Source organism: Gemmatimonadota bacterium, assembly GCA_022560615.1.
Lineage (GTDB): Bacteria > Gemmatimonadota > Gemmatimonadetes > Longimicrobiales > Gaopeijiaceae > UBA1138.
Genome location: JADFSR010000001.1, coordinates 130683 through 156183, shown reverse-complemented (window position 1 = coordinate 156183; position 25501 = coordinate 130683). Strand labels below are relative to the sequence as shown.

The window sequence follows — 25501 nt, the reverse complement described above, 5'->3', positions numbered from 1 at the left end:
GTGAGCGAGCCCCACGTCGTCGTCGTCGGAGCCGGGATCGCAGGCCTCGCTACCGCGTTCCGGGTCGAGAGGGCCCTCGCCCGAAGGCGGATCGGGGGGTCGGTGACCGTGCTGGAAGCGGCGTCCCGCGCGGGCGGCAACATCCGGTCGGAGTCGGTCGAGGGATTCACCGTGGAGTGGGGTCCCAACGGGTTCCTCGACAACGTCGATGCCACGCTCGAGTTGGCACACGACCTGGGACTGCGGGACGAAGTCCAAAGAGCGGACTCGAAGGCGGCCACGCGGTACCTGTGGCGTGCCGGCTCTCTGCACGAGCTTCCGGGCGGTGCGTTGGCCTTCGTGAGGAGTCCGGTTTTGAGCCTACGCGGACGCCTTCGCGTCCTGCTCGAACCGTTCCAACCGCGAGGACCGATCACGGAAGACGAGTCGGTCCACGCGTTCGGTGTGCGCCGCATCGGCACCGAGGCGGCGCATGTGCTCCTCGACGCGATGGTGTCGGGGACCTTCGCCGGTGATGCGAAGAAGCTCAGTCTTCCGAGCGCGTTCCCGAAGATGCGGGCCATGGAGGTGGAGCACGGAAGCTTGGTCAGGGCCATGATCGCGAGGAAGCGGAGCCGGAGTGGTGGAGGCCCTGCCGGGCCGGGAGGGACGCTGACATCGTTCCGCGGCGGCATGGAGACCCTGCCGCGCGCCCTGCACGAGCACTTCGGTGCCCGGCTACGGCTGAGCACGCGGGTACGAAGAGTGCGACGCGCGGATACCGGCCGATGGACGCTCACCCTATCCGAACATGAGCGCGTCGTGGCCGACCACGTCGTGCTGGCTGTTCCCGCACCCGCTGCTGCCGCGATGACGGCGCACCTCGACCCCGAGCTGGCTGAAGTACTGGGTCGCATGCCGACCGCGGCCGTCGTGGTCGTGGCGCTGGCGTATCGAGAGTCGGACTTGGCCGGGGCGCCCGACGGATTCGGCTTTCTCGTGCCGCGCTGCGAGGGAATCCGGATGCTCGGGTGTTTGCGCGACTCGACAATCTTCCCCGGTCGAGCGCCCGAGGGGAAGGTGCTGCTGCGTGTCATGGTCGGCGGGGCGCTCGATCCCGGGGCGATCGAGCTCACGGACGAGGAGCTCGAGGCCGTGGTGCGCCGTGAGTTGGACACGACCCTGGGGGTGAGGGCCAGCCCCCTGCTGACGCGCGTGATCAGACATCCTCTGGGCATCAGTCAATACACGCTCGGCCATGAGAAGCGGGTAAGGAGGATACGCAACGCGCTCGACACGCATCCCGGCTTGACGGTGGCGGGAAGCTCGTACATGGGTGTGAGCATGAACTCCTGCATCGAGCGTGCGGGCGTCGATGCAGAAGCCGTCGTCGACCACCTCGTCTCGGCCCCGGTCGAGGGCGCAGATATACCAAGCCGCGAACCCGATCTCGTAGGATGACCACGCCCCAGACCAACCGCGGAGGGCCCACCGGCATCGTGATGATGAACCTCGGAGGGCCTAAGACTCTCGACGATGTCGGGCCGTTCTTGATGAAGCTCTTCGAGGACCGGGAAATCATCCAGCTGCCCGTCCAGAACTTCCTGGGTCCCTTCATCGCCAAGCGACGGACACCGTCCGTCCAGAAGCTCTACGAGGAGATCGGTGGCGGCTCTCCGATTCTCGAGTGGACGGAGCTTCAGGGCCGTGCGATGGTCGCGCGCCTCGATCGCATGTCGCCCGAGACCGCCCCTCACCGCTTCTACGTCGCCTTTCGCTACATCGAGCCGCTCAGCGAGACTGCGCTGCTGCGGATGAAGGCGGACGGGGTGCGCCGTGCAGTGGCGTTCACGCAGTATCCCCAGTTCTCGTGTGCGACCACAGGTTCGAGCCTCAATGAGCTCTGGCGTGCGGCCGAGCGGTTGGGGCTCGAAGACGAGTTCGGGTGGAGCGTCATCGATCGCTGGCCGACGCACCCCACTTTCGTCGAAGCGATGACCCAAACCGTGCGTGCGGGCCTAGCGGCCTTCGACCCGCACGAGCGGGACGACGTCGTGATCGTGTTCAGCGCGCACTCGCTCCCCATGAAGGTGATCAATCGGGGAGATCCGTACCCGCAGGAGATCGGCGCCACCGTCCACGAGGTCATGACGCGCCTGGGCTTCTCGCACGAATACCTGCTCTCGTACCAATCCGAGGTCGGTCCCGTAGCCTGGTTGGGCGCGAGCACCGCAAAAGTCATCCGCATGTTGGGCCAGAAGGGACGGAAGAATGTGCTTGCGGTCGGCGTCGCGTTCACCACGGACCACATCGAGACCCTGTCGGAGATCGACATCGAATACCGTGACCTCGGCCGGAAGGTCGGCATTACGAACTTCAAGCGCGCGCCCGCGCTGAACGACGATGCAGTCTTCCTCGACGCACTCGCCGAGATCGTTCACGAGCACCTCCAGCGCGGCGAGGCCTGCACGAAGCAGTACGGCTTCCGATGTCCGGGCTGTGAGAACCCCGAGTGTCGCCGTGTGCTCAACCCGGTCGCCGGGTACGTGCGCCGTCCTCTAGAAGGGAGCGACTGATGGGGATCCTGAAGAGGCGTATGCCGGCGTCGTTGTGGCGAGCTTCGCTGCTGGGCCTCCTGCTCGGCCTCCCATCCGGGATGTCGGGTCAAGAGGTCGCGGTCAGCTCCGGCCGCGTCTCGAGCTGCACACTGCACCGGCGCGGCCTTCGAACGAACTGACGACGATGCGCCTGCGGATCAGGGTCGTAGCGGAACCCGAGTCCACTGTAAGGATCGTCGCCGAGCTGCAGGACGTGCGGACGTGGGGGGAGGAGCGGAGCACTCTGACCGACTACAGCGCCGACAACCTCGACCTCCATCAGGGGTTCTTCGACGTGACCCTGAGCGAGCAATGGTCGGCGCGCATCGGACGGCAGGAGATCTCCTTCGGTGGTGAGCGGCTGATGGGTGCGGTGGATTGGACCCAGCAGGGCCGCTCTTTCGATGCGGTCCGCACTACGCTTCAGATCCCTGATCTCACCGTCGATGTATTCCGAGCCCAACTGACCGAAGAAGCCGTCGACGCGGGGGAGGACTCGGCTCTGCTCGGGATCTACGCGGTGGCATCCAGGAGAAGCCACAACTTGGATGTGTTCGCTTTCTTGGAGCGGTCGCCTGCGGCTGATCTGCGGCAGTGGACTTCCGGCCTGCGTGCCCACGGGCTGCTCGGGCTGTTGGCGTATCGCTTCGAAGGCGCGGCACAGCTCGGTCGGCGATCCGGCGCGCGCGTGCGCGGTTGGATGCTCGGGGTGCGCCTGGGACGTGGGCTGCCGAAGCCGCTCGGCGATGTGTCACTCTGGTACGACCACCTGTCCGGCGACGCCGCCCCTGATGATGGCACCGTGCGGACCTTCGAGACTCTCTTCGCCACGAACCACAAGTTCTACGGCTTCGCCGACCTGTTCCTGAACATCCCTCGGGACACAGGGGGCAGGGGCCTGCGGGACCTGGCGCTGAAGTGGAAGCTCGCTGGTCCGGCCGGGACGAGCATCGGGGTAGATCTCCACGCCTTCCGATTGGCGGAGGCGAAGGGGCTCGGGACGGCGAGGTTTGCCGAGGAGGTCGATGTCACGCTTGGCTATGGAGTCAACTCCTCGCTGCGGTTGACCGCCGGATTCTCGCACGTGTGGGAACGCCTCGGCCTGGGCGAGATCGGCCGAAACGCCGGGCGGCACACCTTCACCTATCTGATGACGAGTGTCGTTTTCTGACAACTCGGCGGTCTACAGCTCCACCCAGACGCCGGCAGGGCCGGCGTTCACGATACGTGTGTCGCCGACCCAGGACTCCTTGGTCCAGCACGAGTGGATGTGGCCGCACACGACCAGGCGTGGCCGTGCGCGCTCGATCGTTTCCAGGACTGCACGGCTGCCGAGGTGGCGCCCGCCTGTCTCGTCGACGTGACCCAAGGGTGGCGAGTGCGTGACCAGGATCGCGCCCTCAGGGCACCCGCTGAGCAGCATCCTGGCGTCGTCCTCACCGAGGTCGAAGCTCCACGAGCCGAAGGGGGTCACGGGGACGCCGCCGCCCAGGCCCCAGAACGACACGCCGTCGATCTCGCACCCGGAGCCGTGAAGAACGTGCGCGTTCGCCCATCCGGCGCAGGCGGCGGCGAGTTCCTCGTCGGACTCCCCGTTTCCCGCTACCAGCACCGTGGGCGGTGCCGCTGCAGCCAGGATGTCCACCGGCTTCTGGAGACCCTCCCGCATCACCGCCAGGTCCCCCGCGCAGACGAGGACATCGGCATCTGCAGAGCACTCGACGACGCTACGGGCTGCGTCGGCATCGCGGTGAATGTCGCTGAAGAGGAGGAGCCGCATGCGGACCTTGCCTGTCAATGGGGGTCGAGCGGCTCGAGGCCCATGCGCCGGCTGTCTTCGGGCGTCACGGGCCGACGACCGGCGAATCCCGCGGTGATCTCGTGCCAGTGGGCTACGGTCGGCTCTGCCCTCATCCAGCAGAGGTAGACCCAGCGGCCGTCCAGGGTCGTCGGGAAGTCCAACAGACCGTGCTCGAGGCCCCCGGACGGGAAGCGAATGCCTCGGGCTAGGATCTCGTCGTTGACCACCTCCTCGATGCGCTTCGTGATCGCGTCGATGGCCGCCCGGTGCCGCAGGAGCTCTGCATGGTCTGGGTTCCCTTCCTCCAGGACCTTCGGTCCCCAGAGCGCGTCGAGGATCTGGAGCTGCTGTTCGTGTTCCTCGAGCTCCCGTCGGAGGCGCTCGACCTCCGCCATGACATCTTCCATCTCAGGGAGGAGTCGGTTGGCTTCGGCAATCGTGAAGGCGTGGCTGTGGAACGGCTCGGTCATGACAGGATGCGACGGCGTTGCGGTGATTCGGGATGACCCCATACGGAGTATGCAACGAGCTTCAAGAAGTGGAAGCAGCGTCCACTCTTGCACGGCAGTGAGGTTGAAGTTGAACTACCAGACCAGGCGCGTCGTGATGAATACGTTCGTCGTCCGGGAGCGGGCCACGGGTGTGGCCAGCCCATCTGTACGCAATCGGGCTTCTCGAGAACCCTGACGTTGGAGAAGTGCAGATGGATCCACGCGGTGTGTGGCGGGAAGTTGTCCTGATCGGGCTGCATCGTGTGGGCGACGAAGTGGAACTCCGTCTCGTTCGAATTCACGAACCCGGTTAGGTCAAGGTCGGACTGGCTCACGACCCCTTCTTTCGGCCATCATCCGTACCGGCCTCACCCCAACGAGCCAGGAACGTCGACACGAATTCCTGGACTCGAGCGGGCTCGACCGTGAGAGGCGCCAGCGTGAGCGCCACTGTCAATGCGACGTGGTACCCTTCCGACCGCGAGGCGAGAGCACGCTCGTACGCGGGGTGGGCTTCGTTGACCCACACGGTCGACTCCACGAGTCGGCCCAGTGCCGGATCGTCGGGGCGGCTCTCGAACCGGAGCGAAAGGCTGTATGTTGCCGGCTTTTTCCGCGTCTTGCTTCCAGGCAGCGAGGCGTCCCCCGTACGGTCAGCCTCAGTGGTCTCGTGCCCTCGTTCCGGCGCGCCGGCCTCGTGGCCGAGTGCCTCGTCGGGGGTCGGCGATGTGCCCTCGGCCGACGGCGTGGCTGCGCCGCGGTCTGCCTTGAGTGCGGGACTGACACCCTTGCCGGGCGATCCCGGTTCACCCAGTGCGAGACGACGTTGACCGCCCGGGCGGCGCTCGACGAGCGTGGCGATCAGCGGAAAGTCTCCCGAGAGATCTGCAAGGACGGACCCCAGGTCCCGCTCCAGCGACCGTGTCCGGGGCCGGCGCGAGGCCGACGGGCGGGGGGCATTCCCCCATTCGACCAGCAGCTGCGCCACCGGCTCCTGAATCGCCTTACGATACGCCAGGAATATCGCGCCCTGCTGGCCGGTACGAATGAAGTCGGCCTTGTTCAGCGTCAGGACTTCCGCGAGCGCGGGCACCTCAATCAGGCCCGTAACGGACGCGGCCTCGCCCGGAGCGAGCCCCAGCCAGTCCCAGCCTCGCTTGATGACCTTGCCCAAGGTGCTGATCGCGATGCCCCTCTCGTGGTCCGCGACGTCGGGATCCTTCAGGACGTAGCCTATGCCGGACGGTTTCCGCTGCCTCCCGAGGCGGATGCGGATGGTCGTTCTGCCGGGCTCCGGCGCCGTGCGCGGCATCTCCCTGCCGTTCACGAGAAAGCGGATCCCGTGTGGGTAGACGGACGCGAGGATCTGGTCGAAGTGCGGATCCAGGAGCGGTCGAAAATGGTCCAGCAGCACACCCTCGATGAAGCCGAGGTCGAGAAGCGGCGACAGCGGGTTCGTCAAGTAGAGTCGCAACGCGGTGCCCGGGGTCGGACCCTGGCCGTCGTCGCCCCCGCCGTGGAGGATCCCTTGTGGGTCAATCCAACGCCATGGCGCCCGGTTCTTCGACGTCAGCCGCCACGAGGTGGCGAGATGGGTCCGCTTGTTGCGGCTCTCCGTGACGACGTCGTCCGAGATCAAGAGCCCCAGCTTGATGCCGACCCCGGCGAATCCGATGCTCCGCCCACGCCGCTTGCTCGTAGACGCCAAATCGTGATAGCGCGACATGGCCGAGCGGCTCATGCCCTTGCCGTCGTCCGTCACCGTGACTGTGCCAGCCACGGGGTCGGTCGAGAGGGCGATTTGGCGCGCGCCCGAGTCGAGCGCGTTCGCCACCATCTCGGTGACGATCGTCTCCTCCAGGGAACCGGGGTACGCGTCGCGGAGGTCCCCGAGGAGGTGCGCCAGGTTTACGCGGGTTTCACCCATGTGGCGACAATACGGGGCAGCTGGGGGACGCGCACGGGCATGCCGATCACGAGACGTGCGGCTCCGCGACTCTTCAAGAGGTATAACCTCACGTGAGGCTCAGCCGCGATCTTCCGCAGAAGCCTGGGCCGCGACCTCCACCCGGCCCCGAGGATGAGCCAGCGCTTCAGCGGCCATCTTCTTCCTGCTCCCAGACTCCACCTCCCGGGAGCTCGATGCGACCACCCAACTGGAGGATCAGCGGGACGCCGTCCACGTAGTCCGCGGCCCGGATGATTCGGCCTCCCTCCATCTCGATAATGGTCACGCCGTTGAGCACCACCTCATTGCCCGAGGCGACCGGGAAACGATCTCCGATGGGGCGGCTCTGGATTGCGGAGAAGATCCATTCGCCGATGGCCCCGGTCGAGCTCGTGTGAACGCGACCGAGGTTCATGTAGACGTCGTCGCCCCACTCGTGCACGGCGGTCAGGTACGCGACGATCTCTTGAATGCCCTGGTACGTCTGCTGGCCGGCGAAGTCGTCATAGGTGGCCTCGGGCCAGAAGAGCTCGAGAATCACCGCGGTGTCTGCGGTCGCGATCGCGGTGGTCAGCAACTGAATCGTGAGCTCGGCTTCTGACGATCCGGACGGGTCGGCACTCGGCGCGCCACAGGACAGCGTCCCGAGTAGCACCGCGAGCGCTAAGAATGTGGCTCTGATCATGACGTTCCGCGTGGCGATGGTCCCAGGACGGCCCTCGGAAAATCTAACGCTGCCACCCCCAGTAGGCTCTATTGCCGTACACAGGCCAAGAGAGGCACGCGGTGGATACGACCATCAGAGCACTTACGCGCTTCGGGCTCGGCGCCCGGATCGGGGAGCCTGAGAGCGTCGGGGACGGTAGACAGTGGCTTCGCGCCCAGCTGGAGCGGCCCCAACCCACGCTCGCGGGTGCGGAACTGGCCGAGATCGCCTCGGTGATCCGGAAGCTGCGGGAGGCGCAGCGCGCGCAGGACCGCGAACAGCTCATGGCAATGCAGCGGCGGGTCCGTGAGATCCAGAGAGGTGAGATGAGCACGATGCTGTCCGCCCGCGTCACCTCGGACACGCCGTATGTCGAGCGCCTGGTTGCGTTCTGGTCGAACCACCTGTGTGTTTCGGTGATGGCCTCGCGGCAGGTCGCCGCGCTCGCGGGGCACTACGAGCGAACTGCCATCCGGCCGCACGTGCTCGGCAACTTCGCCGACATGGTGATGGCGTCGGCGCAGCACCCGGCGATGCTCTTCTATCTCGACAACGTACAATCGATCGGACCGGAGTCCGGTGCGGGCCGACGAAGCGCGCGCGGTAGACGGGCCCGTGGGCTCAACGAGAACTACGCCCGCGAACTGCTGGAGCTGCACACCGTGGGGGTCGGAGGTGGATACAGTCAGCAGGACGTGGAACAGCTCGCGCGTATCCTGACTGGCTGGACCACGACCGGCGCCGGACCGGGGTCCCGAAGCGACGAGCCGCTCGGCTTCATCTTTCGGCCGTTCGTACACGAGCCAGGGGCGAAGACGGTACTGGGCAAGCGCTATCAGCCGGGCGGAATCCGTGAAGGCGAGCAGGCGATCCGTGATCTGTGTGCCCACCCGTCCACGGCGAGCTTCGTGGCGGGAAAGCTCGTCCAGCACTTCGTGGCGGACGCGCCGCCGCCCCGTGCCGTGGACGAGATCGCGGGGGTCTTCCGCGACACCGGCGGCGACCTGGGAGCGGTATCCCTCGCGCTCATAGACCTCGAGGAGGCGTGGAGCCCGAAGTCGAAGAAGTTCAGGACGCCCCAGGACTGGCTCGTGGCGGTCTTCCGGGCGTTCCGCGCGCAGGAAGCCCCTGAGCCGATGGGGCAGCTGCTACGCCAGCTCAGACACGCGCCCTGGGCTCCAGCCGCTCCGAAGGGATACGGCGATATGGAGCGTGAGTGGGCGGATCCCGACTCCCTCATGAACAGGGCCGAACTCGCGCGCAGTCTGGCGCGCCGTTGGGGCAGACGCGGGCTCGACCCGAGCCGACTGCTCGAGGTGGTCGACGTGCCTCCGGGCGACCCGCTCAGGACGTTGCTGGCGGATCGTGACATTCCGGTGCCTGAGCGCCTCGCGCTCGCCGTAGGCGGCCCAGCTTTCCAATGGAGGTGATCATGGATCGCAAGACGTTCATTCGGGGGATGTGCTACGGGGGCATCGCGACCTTCACGCTTCCCATGGTCCGCTTCGCTCAGGTGCCTGGGCGGGGCAAGATGGTGTTCGTCCTGCTGCGGGGCGGCTTCGATGGTCTCGCCGCGCTGGTCCCGATCGGGGACCCCGACTACGCAAACGTCCGAGGCCATATGGCGTTCGGCCCCTCCGACCTCGTCAAGATCGGCGACGAGTTCGGGCTCGCCCCCGGCCTCGCGCCGTTGCGGGCGCTGTGGGACGACCAGGAGCTCGTGGCGTTGCACGCGATGGCGATCCCCTATCGTACTCGGTCCCACTTCGATGGCCAGGCGATTCTGGAGACGGGGCTCGACCGTCCTGACGGTGCATCGGACGGCTGGCTGAACCGACTACTACAGATCATGGACGGAGAGCGTTCGGGCATAGCGGTAGCGGCCGGCATGCCGCGCTCGCTCTCGGGGGAGCACCAGGTGACCTCATGGTCACCCGCAGAGTTGGGCGCCGTGGACGATGCCTACGTCGAGAGGCTGAGTCTGTTGTACCGATCGGATCCCGACCTGCACGAGCGATTCGAGGCCGCGCTACAGATGAAGGACTTGGCACCCGACATGGGGGGGACGCCTGGCCGCGGCCCACGCGGACAAATGGCGCCGATCATGAGCGCCGCCGCGAAGTTCTTGCGCGAACCCGGAGGCCCGAACGTCGCGGCGCTCGAGTTCAGCGGCTGGGACACGCACGCCAATCAGGGTCTGATCGGGGGTCGGCTCGACCGATTGCTCGGCGAATTGGCGCGTGGAGTCCTGACCTTCCGCGAAGAGATGGGCGACGAGTGGGCCAACACCACGGTGGTCATCATGACGGAGTTCGGGCGCACCGCCCGACCGAACGGGACGCGGGGTACCGACCATGGGACCGCAGGCGCGGGCTTCGTGATCGGGCCGAACGTCGCCAGGAGCGCAGTGATCTCCGACTGGCCGGGCCTCGCGGAGCGTTCGCTCTTCGAGAGCCGTGACCTGCGCCCGACCCTCGACACCCGCTCGGTGCTCAAGGGTGTGATCGCGGGGGTTTTCGATCTCACCGCGTCCCAAGCGGATCGGGTGTTCCCGGGCTCCGAGAGCACGCGCGGACTGTACGAGCTGATGGGTTAGGGCTCACACCTCGCCCTCCTCGAGCTCCAATCTGATCCCGGTCTCGGTGATCACCAGCGTCGGCAGGACCGTGCGCACGGACCGACCGGCGAGCGACGCGAGCGCTTCTTCGGTGGTCCCGTAGTCGCGCAGCTGTTCGAGCGTCTTGATGGTTGGGAAGATCATCGGCAGCGTCCCCTCGTCGCTGCGAGCGAGGGCTGCGTCCGGTGTGATCCAAACGGCGTCGGTCATTTCCCGAGGATCCACGATCGGGGTGGCGCCCTCACGAACTTTGGCGGCGAAGAAGCGCGTGTCGTACCGGCGCGGTTCCGGCTCCGGCGTGATCCAATGTGCGAGGTACTCGACCGAGGCGCCGTCGATACGGCATTCGAGCCGTTCGAGCGCCTGTGGGAACGAGATCCGATCCTCCATGAGGTCGTCCCTCGTGGCATCGACTTGTTCGTCTTCTGCCGCGGTCGCGGGCTCCATGCCGCGCACGTCTCGTCCCACCAGGATGCCGGTCTCCTCGAACGCCTCGCGGAGTGCCGCCAGGTAGTAGGCGATTGCGGGTGGGTCCCCGTCGAATAGCCCTAGGCGGTGCGCGGCCCCGTCCGGGGTCAGTCCGTCCAGGAACGCCAAGGTTTCGTCCGCGGCGTCAGTTCCGTCGACTCCCCCGCCGGGGAATACATAGGCTCCCGGGACGAAACCGGCGCTCCGATTTCTGCGCAGGAGAAGGACCTCCACGCCGGCGTCTGCGTCGCGCAGGAGAACGATTGTGGCGGCGGGTCGGGGCTCGACCGGCTGGTCGGGCGGATTCTCGTGAGCGATGCGGTAACCTCAGCTCGAAGGGCATGAAGGTGACCAGTCCGTCGCCGCGAAGTAGCGTGAGATCACCTCGTGCAGCCTGGGATCGTACTCGAGCAGCTCGTCCCGGGTGTCGACGTGGTTGTGGATCCCGTCCTGGGGGCCCTGGTTCGCGTTGAACCACGACTGCACGCCTTCGGCCCAGTACTCCTGCCGACTGATATGCGCGAAGGTGTCGACCCAAAGACCTTCCGCTCGAGCGAGAAGAAAAAGCGAATCGAGCTCGGCGTCGAAACCCGGGTCGATGATATTGATCGCGAGCGCGTGCAGGCTGTGCGCGAACTCGTGCACGAGAATGCTCTCACCCGCGTACCGGTCACTTTCACCACAGAGCAGGTTCTCCTCTCCGATCGTGGTGATCGGATTCTCCGGAGTCGCTGCGAGGCCCCGCGCGCGCGTATTCCAATCGATGTCGGGATCGTCCTGCAGGAAGCGGTGCTCGGGGATGTCCGTCGTCACTTCGTTTCCGGCCATCACCGCCACAAAGGCCTCGGCCTCGACCAAGAGCGGCCAGATGTCGATCCGGGCGGCGATCATCTCTTCCACCACCTCGACCGCGAGTTCGAGCGCTCGGTCCTGCACCTGATGTGAGCCTACGATCGCGACCTGGTTGGTGACGATGATCTTCCGATAGAACTCGTGCATGTCGTATATGCCGAGCAGCGATTCGCGGCAGTACGGACCGATGCAGGGAGCCCGGGGTCCGAGTGTGTCCTCTCCCGGCACGAAGATCCGGGGAGGCGCGACTGCCTCTCCATTGCACGCAAGCGCGAGCCAGATCGGCGCCCACCAGATTGGCGCCCAAAGGCGCGCAGAACGCAGAACGCGGCCGATCCTTCCGGGACGGCCGTCAGCGCTAGTGCCCCGCGGCCATCCCATCTTTTCTCGGGTCCGAACCGGCCGCCCATCCCTCGGCGAGCTTGAGGATCGCTTGGCCACCGCCGAACGCGACACCGTCAGGATCGCATAGTTCGTGGCCGAGCGCTTGGAGGGCTGCCGCGACCTCGGGGTCGAGGTTCTCGATCGCGACCGTGGTGCCGCTGAGGTGACGGAAACGCGCGGCATCGATCGCTTCCTGGGGGTCCATGCCGAACTCGACCATGTTGAGCATGACCTGAACGTGGCCCTGGGGCTGCATGGAACCACCCATGACACCGAAGGAGAGCCAGGGTGCGCCGTCCTTGGTCGCGAACGCCGGGATGATCGTGTGGAAGGGTCGCTTGTTCGGCGCGATCTGGTTGGGATGACCGTCCTCCATCGTGAAGCCCGATCCGCGGTTCTGTAGGACGAGTCCAGTACCCGGCACGACGACTAGCGAGCCGAAGTGTCCGTACAGCGAGTTGATGAACGAGATCACGTTGCCGTACTGGTCCGCCACGGTCAGGTAGATCGTCTCGGAATCCGTAACGAGACGACCAGCGTCCGGACGGTCTGCCGCGGCCGTGGAGTCGATAAGACGTGCTCGACCCGCAAGGTAACCGACGTCGAGCAGCGACTCGGGCTGCACTTCCATGTGGTCGGGGTCGGCGATGTAGCGGGCGAGATCGGCGTGAGCGAGCTTCTTCGCCTCGATCACTGTGTGCAGGTAGTTGGCGGAGTTGTGGCCCATCGCCTGCAGGTCGTACCCCTCCAGCATCTTCAACATCTGGAGCGCGGCGATGCCCTGACCGGCGGGCGGCAGCTCGTACAGCGTATACCCCTTGTAGTCGATGCTCATCGGCTCGACCCAGCGGTAGTCGTGGCGGCGCAGGTCCTCGACGGTGAGGAACCCGCCGAGCTCGTCCAGGCCGGCGACAATCTGTTGTCCGAGCTCACCACCGTAGAAGGTCTCGATGCCGTTCTCTGCGACGCGCGTGAACGTGCGTGCGAGGTCGGGGTTCTTGAACCACTGTCCGGCCTCGGGCGCTTCATCGTCGATCAGAAAAGCGGATGCGGCACCGGTGTCTCCGCGTAGCCCGTCAACCGAGCCCGCCCAGTCGTGCGCGATGATCGGGCTGACAGGGAAGCCTTCGTCCGCAAGGCGTATCGCGGGCTGAAGCGCTTCCGCGACCGTCGTGGTGCCGTAGCTCTCGAGGAGCGCGTTCCAACCGGAGAGCGCGCCGGGCACCGTCACCGAGCGCGCGCCGTTGCCGGGTACACCCTCCGCGCCCTCAGCGATCAGTTGCTGGACGTCGATCTTCGAGCCCGACTTGCCGGTTGCGTCGAGCCCGACGAGGCGGCGTTCGTCGGCATGCCAGAGGATCGCGAACATGTCGCCGCCCATCCCAGTCATGTGCGGCTCGACCACGTTCAGCACCGCAGCCGCGGCCACCGCCGCGTCGATCGCGTTGCCGCCTGCCTCGAGGATATTGAGCGCGGCTCCTGTCGCCAGCGGGTGGCTGGTGGCTGCGGTCCCGCGCGGCGAGTACACGGTCGAGCGTCCCGAGCTCGTCGCCGGACTCGTCAGCCCACTCTGTCCAGGATTATGACCTCGCCGGAGAAGAGATCGTTGAGGCGTTCGACGTCCCGTCGCTCTCCGTGCGGCTCGCCCCAATGAATCGGGATGATCGTTTCGGCTCCGCACGCCTCCGCTGCTCGAGCGGCGTCGTCTACGCCCATCGTGTAGTGGCCGCCGCACGGTAGGAAAGCGACGTCGCATCGGATCCCGAACATCGAGGGAAGGAAGTCGGTGTCCCCGGCGTGGTAGAACGTGGTGTCTCCGACGCTGAAAACGTAGCCGAGCCAGCCGTCGGCGGGAGTGTGGAACTTCTTCTCCACGTTGTGGGCCGGCACCGCGAGCACGTCGAAGCCTTCGAGCTGAAGCATGTCGCCCGGTCGCATGAAATGGTCGGCGTCACCGAGCTGCTTCTTCATCGTCACGGGGGCGATGATCAACGTCTCAGGAGTGCGCACCCTCGCGATGTCGTCCTCCGAGAAGTTGTCGTAGTGGGGATGCGTAAGCAGGACGATGTCCGCCGTGGAATCGTCGGACACGTGGATCGGATCCACGTGGATCTCCAGGCCCGTCCGTCGTATTCGCACGGAAGAGCCACGGAACCAGGTAACGCCGTTGAGCTTGTCGCTCATATGGATCCCGGGCGGTGGCGCAAGGAGGAACGAGGTGCCAACCTAACTGCCCCCGCCGGCGTGAAAAAGTGGCGTGCCACAGAAGACGGTGGCGGCCAGTCTGGCAGCTTTTCATGCGATCGGGGCACGGATTGGTGCGTTGCTGGTGGCAAGGATCCTGCACCTACGCTTGCGCCGCTTCCGCGCATCGACTCCAGGTCGGGCGTCGAAGTGTCGATGCTGATCAATAAAGGGTTGCCTTCGTCGCTGGACGAGGGCGAAGAGGAAGAGAAAGGGCACTCCATGGGCGAGCGATTTACGCTTCCGGTCCTACCACTCCGGGACACAGTCGTATATCCGGGGGTCGCTGTACCCATCTCAGCCGGGAGACCCGGAACCGTCGAGGCCGTCCAGGCAGCCCTGGACGGTGATCGTCGCATGTTCGCCGTTGCCCAGAGAGAAAACGTAGACGATCCCCGTCCTGAGTTCCTGTACAACATCGGAACCGTAGTACGCATCATTCAGACGCACCGGGTGCGTGGGGGCGTCCAGCTTCTGGTACAGGGGGAGGCCCGTGCACAGGCGCTGACGTACCACGATGAGGGGCAGGCGATGTTGCAGGCGGTGCTTCTCGAGATGGTGCACCAAGAGCCGCAGAACCCCGACGATCCCGCCTTCCAGGCACTCGACCGCGAATTGAGGGATCGCGCAGCCGAACTCGGTACTCGACGCGGGGTGCCCGCGGAGGCGCTGAACCAACTCATCCAGGGCGTGGATGAGCCCGGGCCGTTCGCCGACCTCGTCGCGTTCTACCTGGAGCTGGAGACGCCGAGCAAACAGGAGCTTCTGGAGACGCTCGACGACGAGGCTCGCATGCGTGCTTGTCTTCTTGCCGTGGAGCGCGAACTCGCGCGCATAGACGCTCAGGAGGACATCCAGGCGAAGGTGCAGTCGGAGCTGGGCGAACGTCAGCGCGAAATGCTCTTGAGAGAGCAGCTCAAGGCGATCCAAAAAGAGCTCGGCGATGGGGAGGAACGTGACGACGTCGAAGAGATGCGTGAACGCATCGAGGAGCTCGAGTTGAGTGAGGAGCAGCGCTCCGAAGTCGATCGCGAGCTGAGGCGTCTGGAGCGTACGAGCCCGCAGTCCGCGGAGTATCAGGTGATCCGCACCTTCCTGGAGTGGGTGACCGAACTGCCGTGGAGCGAGCGGACCGAAGAGAAGATCAACCTCGCTCGGGCGACGAAGATTCTCGAGGAGGATCACCACGGTCTCGACGACGTGAAGGACCGCATCCTCGAGTTCCTCGCCGTACGCAAGCTCAAGATGGACCGGTCCAACGGAGTTGGTTCCGAGGAGGCTGACGCGGACGCCGAGGCGAGTGGCTCGTCGAGCGCGAACGGAAAGGACGATGTCGAGTCGGACGACGTCGACGACACGCTGACGGGTCGTGGGCCCATTCTACTCTTCGTCGGACCGCCCGGCGTGGGCAAGACATCGATCGCGCGGTCGATCGCACGTGCGCTCGGCCGGAAGTACGTGCGGATCTCGCTGGGTGGCGCGCGCGACGAGGCGGACGTGCGCGGGCACCGGCGCACGTACGTCGGTGCCATGCCGGGCCGCATCATCCAGGGCATGAGACAGGCCAAGACCAAGAACCCGGTCTTCTTGCTCGACGAGGTCGACAAGCTCGGGGTGTCGTTCCAGGGCGACCCGAGCTCCGCCCTCCTGGAGGTGCTCGATCCGGCTCAGAACTCGTCGTTCGTCGATCACTACCTCGGCATCCCGTTCGACCTCTCCGAGGTGCTCTTCATCGCGACGGCGAACTACCTGGACCGGATTCCTGGTCCGCTGCTTGATCGCATGGAACGTGTCGACTTCGCCGGCTACACCGAGCTCGAGAAGCTCCAGATCGCGAAACGCTATCTGCTGCCGCGTCAGCGAAAGGAGAACAGCCTCACCGAGGACGAGCTGCAGATGGAGGACGACGCGGTTCTCAGCGTGGTGCAGAGCTACACGCGCGAGTCCGGTGTGCGGCAGCTCGAGCGGGAGCTCGGCAGATTCGCACGCAAGATCGCGCGCCGGATCGCTGGCGGTAAGCTCGAGAAGATCGGAGCGACCAAGGATGATGTTCGGGAGCTACTCGGCCGGCCCCGGGTCCACCCGGAGCGCATCGCCGACGAGGACACCGTGGGTGTCGCGACGGGCATGTTCTACACACCCATGGGTGGTGACATCATGTTCGTCGAGGCGAGTGTCATGCCCGGTGAGGGCAACGGTGGTCTCATCCTCACCGGCCAGCTCGGCGATGTGATGAAGGAGTCGGGTCGCGCGGCACTCTCCTTCGCGAAAGCGCACTGGAAGCAGCTCGGGATCGCGGAGGACTCGCTGCGGGGCCGTGACGTGCACATCCACGTTCCGGCCGGAGCGATCCCCAAGGACGGTCCGTCGGCGGGTATAACGATGGCGACGGCGCTCGTTTCGGCCGTGTCGGGCCGAAAGGTCCGACGCGGCGTGTCGATGACGGGAGAGCTAACGCTCACCGGACGGGTGCTCCCGATCGGCGGCCTGAAGGAGAAGGTGCTCGGTGCCGTGCGTGCGGGCGTCACCGAAGTCATCCTCCCGATCGACAACGAGGCGGACCTCGAGGACATCCCCGACGAGGTGCGCGAGAGGACGACGTTCCATCTGGCTGAGACGCTCGATGACGTGATCTCCACCGCCCTCGTCGGCGGCAAGAGCACCGCGAAGACGATTGCGCCGACGCCATCCGGGACGAAAAAGGCGACTCGGAAGAAGAAGGCGGGCCCGAAGAAGAAGGCGGGCTCGGCGAAGAAGGCCGCCTCTAGAAAGAGGGCCAAGAAGGACAGCCTCGCTAGCTGACGTGGATCGGCTCGAGCAACTGACGCATCCGTGGGGACGGTACGAGCCAGGTCCCCTGCGCGGTTGGTTCATCCGCCTGTGTCGGTCGATGCCGCCCAGATGGGCTGGCGAGCGGGCTTCCCTGCTGCTACGCCGGGTGGCCCGTGCTGCCCTGGACACTCCGCTGGACACGGAGGTGTGGGGTCTGAGGCTGCGGCTATTCCCGTCGGGCAACCTCGCGGAGGCTCGGATCCTGTTCATGCCGCAGCAGTGGGACTGGCAGGAGCGGGAGCTGTTGGCGCTTCGCGCGAAGGCCGGCTTCGTGTTCGTCGACGTCGGCGCCAATGTCGGGGGATACTCGTTGTGGATGCACAGCGTCCTGGGTAGCGATGTCACGGTCGTCGCGATCGAGCCGGACCCCCAGCTCGTTGCCGGGCTCGAAGCAAACCTGTCCTGGAACGCGTGCGAGAATGTGCGCGTCGTTCGTGCGGCTGTCGGCGTGTCGGAGAGTGAGGGCACGCTGTTCGTGCGCGCCGGAAACCTGGGCGAGAGCAGCCTCGAACGGCCAGACGTGCCTGACTCGGCCATCGTTCGAACGGAGACCGTCGCTGTGCGACCTCTCGCGGCGGTGCTCCAGGCCGAGGGCCTCACCTGTGTCGACGCCCTCAAGATCGACATCGAAGGCATGGAGCTTCCGGTGATGGAGGCATTCTTCGGTGAAGCGCCTGATGGGCTCTGGCCGACGCTCATCATCACCGAGTTCAAGGAGACGGCGCGGCACCGGGATCTGCGCGAACTGCTCGAGCGGAACGGTTACGGAGCGCTGCTCAAGACGAAGTTGAATCTGGTGATGGAACGGCGGCCGAGGGGGCCTACTCGACCCTGATCCGCCCCGCGCCGCCCTCCACACCCTCCACACCCTCCACGACCTCGCCGATCACGGCTGCCACAGGGCTCCGCCCATCCACCAGGTCGAGCAGCAGCGGCTCGACGGCATCGGGGGACACGCACATCAGCAACCCGCCGGAGGTCTGCGCGTCGCCGAGGAGCGTGCGGGTGAAGTCGTCGACGGAGTCGGCGAACGATACGCTATCCGCCAGGTCTTCCAGGTTGCGCGTGGTGCCTCCGGGCACGTGTCCGGCTTCGACCAACTCCCGCGCCCCCGAAATGATGGGGACGTCGGCCGAGCGCAGGGTGGCCGCGACTCCCGACGCTCGCAGCATGTTGTGCAGATGACCGAGAAGACCGAATCCGGTCACGTCGGTTCCGGCGATGACATCGGCGTTTCGCATGGCCTCCGCGGCGCCCGCGTTGAGGGTCACCATGACCTCGACGGCTCTTGTGATCACATCGTCCGGCGCCGCGCCCTGTTTGATCGCCGTAGCGATCACCCCGGAGCCCAGAGGCTTGGTGAGAACAAGGACGTCACCCGGCTTGGCCCCGGCATTCGTGACCATGTGGTCCGGATGCACTTCACCGACCGCCACTAGGCCGTACTTCGGCTCGGCGTCGTCGATCGAGTGGCCGCCCAGAGTGGGAATCCCGACTGATCGGGTCAGGTCACTTCCCCCGCGGAGGATCTCGTCGAGAATGCCGTCCCCGAGGAGCTCCCTTGGAAAGCCGACCAGGTTCAGCGCGAAGAGCGGCGTCGCGCCCATGGCGTAAATGTCCGACAAGGCGTTGGCCGCGGCGATGCGTCCGAAGTCATATGGGTCGTCGACGATGGGCGTGAAAAAGTCGGCCGTCACGACCAGGGCACGGTCGTCGGCTAGACGGTACACGGCAGCATCGTCGCCCGTCGTATGCCCGACGAGCACGTTCGGATCTTCCACCGGCAGGACGTGACGCAGAACCTGCGTCAGTTCGGACATCCCGAGCTTACAAGCTCAACCGGCGCCGTGACTGAGCTGGGACAGCCGAATCTTCGGCCTCTGGTCCCGGGGCTCGTTGGTCATGGCCTCCTCGCGGTTGGGGGTTCATGGAGCATCGAGTGTTGCGGTCGCGCACGTTCGCGGGCAAGATGGGCGCTCACCCTCCCGGGCGCATCCCGACCTTGATGACAAACTCGCGCGACCGGTGTCGGATGTCTCCTGACGGCGGTCTGAAGGCGGGCGACACTTGATTGAGTTCGCGTACTTCCAGTCGTGCAGACCACCCTCGCTTGATGGATATCTCGACGCCGGCTGCGGCTACGAGTGCGAGCACTTGCGACGCGGGCTCAATGAACAGCGGCGCGAGCTCCGCCGTGGAGCGTGTGCCGAGGTCCGACTCGCGCGCGAATCCAAGCGATGCGTAGAGCGCCGCTGGACCGAGTTCGAGTCTTCCGGTAGGCAGGAGCGCGAAGCTCAAGTAGTCGACTCGGGCGGTCTGCGTAGCCGGGCCGCCGCTCGTCTCGGTCTCATAGTCTCCGCCTCGGCGCGCGAGGGAAGCTTCCAGCACGATGTGTAGCCACGAGATCGGCGTGGTCAAGTCGGCGAACGCTCCGAGAACGACGTCGGTGCGGGTCTCCGTGTCGATGTCGTGGCTATGGAGTTGGCGGGACTCGACCTGGCCGACGAAGCCGCCGAAGGTGGCGGTGCCCTGAGCGGCGGCGGGTGGCGCTATTATGAGACCGAGCAGGGGACCGAGCGTGAGCGCGAGACACAGAGGCTTGGGGAGTCGAATGGCTGGCTTGAAGAACACGGGTCGGCACGGCATGCGGATACGATGACCGCGGGAGGAAGGGCGGGCAACAGTCTCGAGTGGAAACCACGACTCCACGCAGGGTACTCATGTGCCCGCTCCCTTGGGATCGGCCAACATCATCCACCGTCGCGTTAGACGAACAAGTTTCGGACCCGTGAGCATACCTACCGTCACCCCCCGCCGACTCCTCGCGGACGAGATCGCCCGAAGCGAATGGGAGATGAACCTCGCGCGCGCGTTGCTGCTCGTTGCCAAGGAGGAGTACCCCCAACTCTCGGTCGAGCTCTACTTGGCCCGCCTGGACCAGCTCGCGGAGGAAGTGAAGGACCGGCTCGCGAATGAGACCGCGCCACTCGTAGTCCTCGACGAGCTGCTCGCCACGCTCTACGTGCGTCGCAAGTTCACGGGGAACCGGAAGGCTTACTACGACCCACGGAACTCCTTCTTGAACGACGTGCTCGATCGCGGACTCGGCATCCCGCTCACGCTGGGAATCGTGACGCTCGAAGTCGGATGGAGGCTCGGTCTGCCGCTCGAGGGTGTGAGTTTCCCCGGCCGCTTTCTCGTCCGCTACAAGGGCGACGCGCTCGACCTCTTGCTCGACCCGTTCGACGGCGGCAAGGTCCGCTTCGAGGACGAGGCCCAGGAGCTTCTCGACGGCGTCTACGGGGGCGTTGTCCAGTTGAAGGATGCGTTCATGCGCAAGGCCACCCGCCGCGACATGCTCGTGCGGCTGCTCACCAACCTGAAGGGGATCTACCTGAACGTTGGGGATCACGCACGGGCCCTGGCGGCGGTAGAGCGAATCCTGCTCGTGACTCCCATGGCTCCGGTGGAGAACCGTTCCCGCGGAGTGCTGCTCGCGCGCATGGGCCGCCACGACGAGGCAGCCGAACAGCTCGAGGAATACCTGCAGGTATCGCCCGCCGCGGCCGACGCCCGGCGAGTCGAGGAGGTCGTACGTGATCTGCGCGCCGGGATCATGCCTTCGGACGACTTGGAGGGAGTGTGACTGCCGAGCGCGTGAGCCCCCTCTGGGATGCGATGGAAGCGGCCGGCGGCGTCCCTGCCGACTACCACGGTCGCCGCCTGATGCGCCACTTCGGTGATCCGGCCGGTTCGTACGAGGCGGCCACGTCGCTTGCGGCGGTCTTCGACCGGAGCCACCGCACACGGCTTGCCGTCACGGGTCGTGCACCCGGCCAGATGCTCGGCGGAATCCTCAGCGGCCGCATGCCCGAGGCGCCCGACGAACACGGCGACGAAGTGCTGGGTGGCGAAGCGACGTACCACGCGGTGCTTACCGTCAAAGGGAGGATGCTCTCCGACCTGTGGGCGATGCTGCGCGGAGACGAAGAGTCGGCGGGCTTCCTGCTCGACGTCCCGGTCGCGGGTGTGTCCGCGCTTCTCGAGAACTTCACGAAGTTCTTACCGCCCCGATTCGCCGTGCTCGAGGACGTGTCCGCCTCCACGGCGATGATCACCGTGGCGGGCCCCGAGTCGGCGACTGTGCTCTCGCGCCTGGCACTCGGCCTGCGGGTTGGTGCCGACGAGCTCTCGGCGTTGCGCGAAGGCGAGTGGCGGCTCACCGGCTCGTCGGTCGTGGATGGCCTCGCGGTCATCAAGACCGAAGAGGTGTGGCCGGAAGCGTACTCGGTCGTAGGACCCGCGGCGTCGGTGACCGCGCTCTGGAAAGCCGTCGTAGCCGACGGCGTCCGTCCGGCAGGTCACGGTGTGTGGTCCACACTGCGGGTCGAAGGCGGGCGCCCGGCATTCGGCAGCGACATGGACGAAACCACCATCCCCATCGAGGCCGGAATCCACGACCGGGCGATCGACTATGACAAGGGGTGCTATACGGGTCAGGAAGTCATCATCCGCATCCGCGACCGTGGGCACGTGAACCGACAGCTGCGGCAGTTGCGGTTGGGGGACGTGCCGACGCCCACCAAGGGGACCGAGCTGCTCGCTGACGGCTCGGACAAGGTCGTGGGGTGGATCACTTCGGCGGTGCAATCGCCGAAGTACGGGGAGACGCTAGCGCTCGCGTACGTCCGACGTGGTGTGGAAACCGTGACGCTGGACGGGAGAGTCATCGCGGTTCCGGCCGCAGGGGACTAGCGGAGCACTACACGCTCGGGACGTCCTTGTCTGCGACTAGGTACTAGGTCGGGTCGCTGCCCTCACATTCCCTCGATCTCCGCCAAGGCAGCCAGGATGTCCTCGTTCTCCGGACGGATCTCGTAGTTCACCTCAGTGAACTTCCAATGGACCCGTCCTTCCCTGTCGATTACATACGCCGTGGGGTGCGGAATAGCACGTCCACGCGGGTCGTCTTGGTTGAAGAGCCCGTACCGGTTGATGATCGCCGCGTCGGGATCCGAGAGCAGAGTGAAGTCGATGACATAACCGTCGGCCTCCTCGGCCACGCGGTCGACCATCATCTGGAGCTGTTCGGGGTCGTCCGAGGACAGCGCGAGGATCTCGGTCGTCTCGCGCTGCTCAGGCGTCAGGAAGTCTTGCAGCTCGCCGAGCTGCTTGGCGCAGAAGGGTCACCAGTGGCCGCGATAGAAGAACAGCACGACGTTCTTCTCCCCGCGAAATTGCGACAGCGTGACAACGGGGCCCGCCAGGGAAGTCGCTGAGAAGTCGGGTGCCATCTGTCCCGCCAACACACGATCGATGTCGGTCGGTGGTAGATCGTGTCCGTCCACCGGACCCAACACGACCTCGTTCACTTCGTCCATCGTGGCCTGTTCCGTCGCCTCATCCCCGCCCTCACACCCAAGCAAAGCGACGACGCCTGCCGCGACGAGGGTCAACGTGTATCGCCTTCGCATCCGGCTCTCCGTGCTCGTGCGTCCAAGTGGACTATCATGATCCTGACACTCTACGCCTGGATCCTGCTGAATGCCAAGGTGCTCCCACCGGTTCCCCGAGCGTTTGACGGATTCGGGCCTCGGGCCGATCTTGGCGTTCCCCCAGTTCTTCCAAAACAATCCAAGGGAGTGGACCATGACCGGTTCGCCCTTCCTCCGAATGAGCCTGCTGCTACTCGCTGCGACCTGGTCGCTACCTGCGGCTTCCGTCGCACAGGACGGCGACATGGCGGTCCTGAACCAATCAACGAACCCGCTGTTGCGCCCGTTCATGTGGAGGTCGATCGGCCCGGTTGGACAGGGCGGCCGCGTCGACGATATCGCGGTCGATCCGACTAACCCGTTCAGGTACTACGTGGGCTTCGCCACCGGCGGGCTGTGGAGGACCACGAACAACGGCACGACGTTCGAGCCGATCTTCGACGAATACGAAACCCACTCTATCGGCGCGATCGGGATCGCGCCTTCGAACACGGACGTGATCTATGTCGGCACGGGGGAATCGAACAACCGCCAGAGCTCTTCGTTCGGGGCCGGCGTCTACAAGTCTACGGATGGGGGAGACTCGTTCACGTACGTGGGGCTTCGTGAGACCCAGTCGATTGCGCGCGTGATCGTGCATCCCACGGACGCGAACACGGTCTGGATCGCGGCCAACGGTCACCTCTTCGGGCCCAACGCGGAGCGTGGGATCTTCAAGACGAGCGATGGGGGTCGGACGTGGAACCACGTTCTGCGCGTCGATGACAACACCGGCGCCACGGACCTGATCATCGACCCGTCGAACCCCCGCAAGCTCTTGGCCGCGACCTACCAGCGCCGTCGGAGCGGATGCTGCTTCGTGGGAGGCGGATCCGGGAGCGGCATCTGGATGTCCACGGACGGCGGCGAGAACTGGAACCGGCTAGAGGGCAATGGTCTGCCCAACGGCACGATGGGTCGGATCGCGCTCGCCACGACACCGGCGGACCCCAACGTCATCTACGCACAGATCGAGGTCGCGGCGGACAAGGAGCGTCCGCTCAGCGACGACGATCGTGCGGCGTGGCAGGCGCTGGCCGAAGAGGACGACCCCCCGCCCGACCACCAATGGAACGGCATCTGGCGTTCGACCGACGGTGGCGAGAGCTGGCAGTTTCGCAGCAACGAGAACGGCCGCCCGATGTATTTCAGTCAGATCCGCGTCTCCCCTGAAGACCCCGACCTGGTGTACACGGTCGATCAGCGGGTCGCGAAGTCACGGGATGGCGGCGAGAGCTGGGAGACGCTCGACGGCTTTGGCCACGTTGACCAGCACGCCATCTGGATCAACCCGAACAACCACGATCACCTGATGATCGGGAACGACGGCTCGATCGATGTCAGCTACGACCAGGGTGAGACGTGGGAGTCACTGCGCAGCTGGGCGATCGGGCAGCCGTATCACGCGTCGGTGAACATGCAGCGCCCCTACCGCGTGTGCACCGGCCTCCAGGACAACGGCACCTGGTGTGGTCCGAGCTCGGTCCGGTCCGGCCCGATCCTCGCGCAGGACTGGTTCCGTGTCGGAGGCGGCGACGGCTTCTACACGCAGCAGGACCCGACCGATGCGAACATCATCTACTCCGAGTCCCAGGGGGGCAACGTGAACCGGTACGACCTCGAGACCGGTGACCAGCAGAGCATCCGTCCACGCGGTCCGGGCGGCCGCGGTGGTCGTGGCGGCGGCCGCGGTGGCTTAGGAGGAGGCCGCGGTCCGAACATCGTTCCCGAACCTCCCGCAGAGACTCAGATTCGCTTCAACTGGAACACGCCCATCGTGCTTTCGCCCCACAACCCGAGCACGGTATACGTGGCGGCGAACCGCTTTTTCATCTCACGCGACCGCGGCAATACGTGGACGATGAGCCCCGACCTCAGCAAGAACGTCGACCGGGATGGGATCGATCTCATGGGCGTGGGGATCGACGTGCCGCGTTGTAGACAGCTCGACCGCGGCATCGACTGCAACCTCTCACGCAACGACGGCGTGTCCCAGTGGAGCACCGGCGTGTCGATCGCCGAGTCCCCGGTTCTGCCCGGGGTCCTCTGGTTGGGGACCGACGACGGCAACATCAACGTCAGTCGTGACGGCGGCGCGACGTGGACCGAGGTAAGTCGAAACCTGCCCGGTGGCACGACGGAGTACTACGTGTCGCGGGTGGAGGCGTCTCACTACGATGCGGCGACCGCGTACGTGTCTGTCGACGGACACCGCTCCGACGATCTCCGACCGTATGTCTACCTCACGCGCGACTACGGTGAGACCTGGGAGAGCATCAGCTCGAACCTGCCCGACTTCGGGAACGTGAACACGGTCCGTCAGGACCCTCGCAACAAGGACATCCTGTACGTCGGCACGGAATTCGGCTTCTTCATCTCGCGCGACGAGGGGCAGGAGTGGACGCGGTTCATGAATGGATTGCCGGTCGTGCGGATCGACGACGTGCTCGTCCATCCCAGGGACAACGACCTCGTGCTCGCGACGCACGGGCGCAGCGTCTACATCATGGACGACATCACTTCGTTGCAGGCCACCACCGGTGAGACCATGGCGAAGGATGTGCACCTCTACGAGCCGCGCGAGTCGGTCCAGTGGAGGAACCGCCGGACGCGGAGCCGGGCCGTCACGGGTGACAAAAACTGGCTGGGCGAGAACGCGCCGACCGGAAGCGCGATCGACTATTGGCTCAACGAGGCGGCCGAGGGCGATGTGAGCATCACTATCGCCAACGCCGTGACCGGCGAGGTCTTCCGGACCATGGAGGGCACGGGGATGGCCGGCCTCAACCGCGTACAGTGGAACCTGCGAGGCGATCCGCCCCCGGGAGGTCGAGGTGGTGGGCGAGGTGGTGGGCGAGGCGGAGGGCGAGGCGGAGGGCGAGGCGGAGGGCGAGGCGGCCGCCAGGGGCCGCAGGCCCAGCCGGGCGTCTACAACGTGACACTCTCTGTGGATGGCGAAGAGTACACGACGTCCGTGCGGGTGCTCGAGGACGACTGGATGAACTAGCGAGCGCCGCTGGGGACCGCGGCGATCGCCGGTTAGCCGTT

At 65.8% G+C, this 25501-nt stretch carries 22 protein-coding genes; 10 read left to right on the top strand and 12 right to left on the bottom strand.

Translation table 11 applies throughout. From position 1 onward, the window contains the following. From hemG to IIB36_00685, 3 genes are read left to right on the top strand one after another with little or no spacing between them, the layout of a single operon-like run. Complete coding sequence (gene hemG / locus IIB36_00695; GenBank protein ID MCH7530261.1) at positions 1 to 1440, top strand: protoporphyrinogen oxidase; 1440 nt, start codon at positions 1 to 3, stop codon at positions 1438 to 1440. Beyond that, positions 1437 to 2555 (top strand): ferrochelatase, encoded by a 1119-nt coding sequence (hemH, locus tag IIB36_00690; protein ID MCH7530260.1) that lies wholly within the window; start codon positions 1437 to 1439, stop codon positions 2553 to 2555. Before hemG ends, hemH begins: the two co-directional genes overlap by 4 nt. Before the next feature lie 34 nt (positions 2556 to 2589). Next, positions 2590 to 3747, top strand: a complete 1158-nt coding sequence (locus IIB36_00685) for an alginate export family protein (protein ID MCH7530259.1) — start codon at positions 2590 to 2592, stop codon at positions 3745 to 3747. A gap of 12 nt (positions 3748 to 3759) precedes the next feature. On the opposite strand, the gene IIB36_00680 is transcribed toward IIB36_00685, so the two are convergent. The 4 genes from IIB36_00680 to IIB36_00665 form a co-directional block, all read right to left on the bottom strand. Continuing rightward, a complete protein-coding gene (locus tag IIB36_00680) occupies positions 3760 to 4356 on the bottom strand; it encodes a metallophosphoesterase family protein (GenBank protein ID MCH7530258.1) in 597 nt (198 codons plus the stop codon). Between the two features lie 14 nt (positions 4357 to 4370). Then, on the bottom strand, positions 4371 to 4847 hold the full coding sequence (locus tag IIB36_00675; protein ID MCH7530257.1) for a DUF2203 domain-containing protein: 477 nt from the start codon (positions 4845 to 4847) through the stop codon (positions 4371 to 4373). Between the two features lie 352 nt (positions 4848 to 5199). Next, positions 5200 to 6795, bottom strand: coding sequence for an ATP-binding protein (locus IIB36_00670; protein ID MCH7530256.1), 1596 nt, complete (start codon positions 6793 to 6795; stop codon positions 5200 to 5202). Positions 6796 to 6961: 166 nt separating this feature from the next. After that, on the bottom strand, positions 6962 to 7501 hold the full coding sequence (locus IIB36_00665; protein MCH7530255.1) for a nuclear transport factor 2 family protein: 540 nt from the start codon (positions 7499 to 7501) through the stop codon (positions 6962 to 6964). Between the two features lie 101 nt (positions 7502 to 7602). Here IIB36_00665 and IIB36_00660 point away from each other — a divergent pair, with 101 nt between their 5' ends. Next, positions 7603 to 8952, top strand: a complete 1350-nt coding sequence (locus tag IIB36_00660; protein MCH7530254.1) for a DUF1800 domain-containing protein — start codon at positions 7603 to 7605, stop codon at positions 8950 to 8952. A 2-nt stretch (positions 8953 to 8954) separates the two neighbouring features. Then, entirely contained in the window at positions 8955 to 10118 is a 1164-nt protein-coding gene (locus IIB36_00655) for a DUF1501 domain-containing protein (GenBank protein MCH7530253.1), read from the top strand. A 3-nt stretch (positions 10119 to 10121) separates the two neighbouring features. On the opposite strand, the gene IIB36_00650 is transcribed toward IIB36_00655, so the two are convergent. The 4 genes from IIB36_00650 to IIB36_00635 form a co-directional block, all read right to left on the bottom strand. Further along, complete coding sequence (locus IIB36_00650) at positions 10122 to 10841, bottom strand: hypothetical protein (GenBank protein ID MCH7530252.1); 720 nt, start codon at positions 10839 to 10841, stop codon at positions 10122 to 10124. Positions 10842 to 10934: 93 nt separating this feature from the next. Further along, complete coding sequence (locus IIB36_00645) at positions 10935 to 11840, bottom strand: hypothetical protein (protein MCH7530251.1); 906 nt, start codon at positions 11838 to 11840, stop codon at positions 10935 to 10937. Beyond that, entirely contained in the window at positions 11818 to 13371 is a 1554-nt protein-coding gene (ggt, locus tag IIB36_00640; protein MCH7530250.1) for a gamma-glutamyltransferase, read from the bottom strand. The genes IIB36_00645 and ggt overlap by 23 nt, the downstream gene beginning before the upstream one ends. A gap of 32 nt (positions 13372 to 13403) precedes the next feature. Beyond that, on the bottom strand, positions 13404 to 14027 hold the full coding sequence (locus IIB36_00635) for an MBL fold metallo-hydrolase (protein ID MCH7530249.1): 624 nt from the start codon (positions 14025 to 14027) through the stop codon (positions 13404 to 13406). A 282-nt stretch (positions 14028 to 14309) separates the two neighbouring features. Between IIB36_00635 and lon the strand changes: the two genes are divergently transcribed. Continuing rightward, entirely contained in the window at positions 14310 to 16889 is a 2580-nt protein-coding gene (lon, locus tag IIB36_00630; GenBank protein ID MCH7530248.1) for an endopeptidase La, read from the top strand. Between the two features lie 88 nt (positions 16890 to 16977). Beyond that, positions 16978 to 17754: an FkbM family methyltransferase gene (locus IIB36_00625; protein ID MCH7530247.1), complete on the top strand. Its 777-nt coding sequence runs from the start codon at positions 16978 to 16980 to the stop codon at positions 17752 to 17754. Here the strand turns inward: IIB36_00625 and selD are convergent. Further along, positions 17741 to 18739: a selenide, water dikinase SelD gene (gene selD, locus IIB36_00620; protein MCH7530246.1), complete on the bottom strand. Its 999-nt coding sequence runs from the start codon at positions 18737 to 18739 to the stop codon at positions 17741 to 17743. The genes IIB36_00625 and selD overlap by 14 nt on opposite strands. Positions 18740 to 18896: 157 nt before the next feature. Next, positions 18897 to 19550 (bottom strand): hypothetical protein, encoded by a 654-nt coding sequence (locus IIB36_00615; GenBank protein MCH7530245.1) that lies wholly within the window; start codon positions 19548 to 19550, stop codon positions 18897 to 18899. A gap of 157 nt (positions 19551 to 19707) precedes the next feature. Between IIB36_00615 and IIB36_00610 the strand changes: the two genes are divergently transcribed. After that, complete coding sequence (locus IIB36_00610) at positions 19708 to 20565, top strand: tetratricopeptide repeat protein (protein MCH7530244.1); 858 nt, start codon at positions 19708 to 19710, stop codon at positions 20563 to 20565. Continuing rightward, positions 20562 to 21674, top strand: a complete 1113-nt coding sequence (locus IIB36_00605) for an aminomethyl transferase family protein (protein MCH7530243.1) — start codon at positions 20562 to 20564, stop codon at positions 21672 to 21674. Before IIB36_00610 ends, IIB36_00605 begins: the two co-directional genes overlap by 4 nt. Positions 21675 to 21736: 62 nt before the next feature. Here IIB36_00605 and IIB36_00600 read toward each other — a convergent pair whose 3' ends face one another. Together IIB36_00600 and IIB36_00595 are read right to left on the bottom strand one after the other, a co-directional pair. Then, complete coding sequence (locus IIB36_00600; protein ID MCH7530242.1) at positions 21737 to 22078, bottom strand: redoxin domain-containing protein; 342 nt, start codon at positions 22076 to 22078, stop codon at positions 21737 to 21739. Between the two features lie 27 nt (positions 22079 to 22105). After that, complete coding sequence (locus tag IIB36_00595; GenBank protein MCH7530241.1) at positions 22106 to 22393, bottom strand: redoxin domain-containing protein; 288 nt, start codon at positions 22391 to 22393, stop codon at positions 22106 to 22108. A gap of 175 nt (positions 22394 to 22568) precedes the next feature. Between IIB36_00595 and IIB36_00590 the strand changes: the two genes are divergently transcribed. Then, complete coding sequence (locus tag IIB36_00590; protein ID MCH7530240.1) at positions 22569 to 25460, top strand: hypothetical protein; 2892 nt, start codon at positions 22569 to 22571, stop codon at positions 25458 to 25460. The last annotated feature ends 41 nt before the right edge of the window (positions 25461 to 25501 follow it).

Bases quoted from the DNA above. Each gene is read 5' to 3' on its own strand.
- hemH (MCH7530260.1), top strand. From the start codon at position 1,437: ATGACCACGCCCCAGACCAACCGCGGAGGGCCCACCGGCATCGTGATG.
- IIB36_00680 (MCH7530258.1), bottom strand. From the start codon at position 4,356: ATGCGGCTCCTCCTCTTCAGCGACATTCACCGCGATGCCGACGCAGCC.
- IIB36_00675 (MCH7530257.1), bottom strand. From the start codon at position 4,847: ATGACCGAGCCGTTCCACAGCCACGCCTTCACGATTGCCGAAGCCAAC.
- IIB36_00670 (MCH7530256.1), bottom strand. From the start codon at position 6,795: ATGGGTGAAACCCGCGTAAACCTGGCGCACCTCCTCGGGGACCTCCGC.
- IIB36_00665 (MCH7530255.1), bottom strand. From the start codon at position 7,501: ATGATCAGAGCCACATTCTTAGCGCTCGCGGTGCTACTCGGGACGCTG.
- IIB36_00655 (MCH7530253.1), top strand. From the start codon at position 8,955: ATGGATCGCAAGACGTTCATTCGGGGGATGTGCTACGGGGGCATCGCG.
- IIB36_00645 (MCH7530251.1), bottom strand. From the start codon at position 11,840: ATGGGATGGCCGCGGGGCACTAGCGCTGACGGCCGTCCCGGAAGGATC.
- IIB36_00635 (MCH7530249.1), bottom strand. From the start codon at position 14,027: ATGAGCGACAAGCTCAACGGCGTTACCTGGTTCCGTGGCTCTTCCGTG.
- lon (MCH7530248.1), top strand. From the start codon at position 14,310: ATGGGCGAGCGATTTACGCTTCCGGTCCTACCACTCCGGGACACAGTC.
- IIB36_00625 (MCH7530247.1), top strand. From the start codon at position 16,978: ATGCCGCCCAGATGGGCTGGCGAGCGGGCTTCCCTGCTGCTACGCCGG.
- selD (MCH7530246.1), bottom strand. From the start codon at position 18,739: ATGTCCGAACTGACGCAGGTTCTGCGTCACGTCCTGCCGGTGGAAGAT.
- IIB36_00595 (MCH7530241.1), bottom strand. From the start codon at position 22,393: ATGCGAAGGCGATACACGTTGACCCTCGTCGCGGCAGGCGTCGTCGCT.
- IIB36_00590 (MCH7530240.1), top strand. From the start codon at position 22,569: ATGACCGGTTCGCCCTTCCTCCGAATGAGCCTGCTGCTACTCGCTGCG.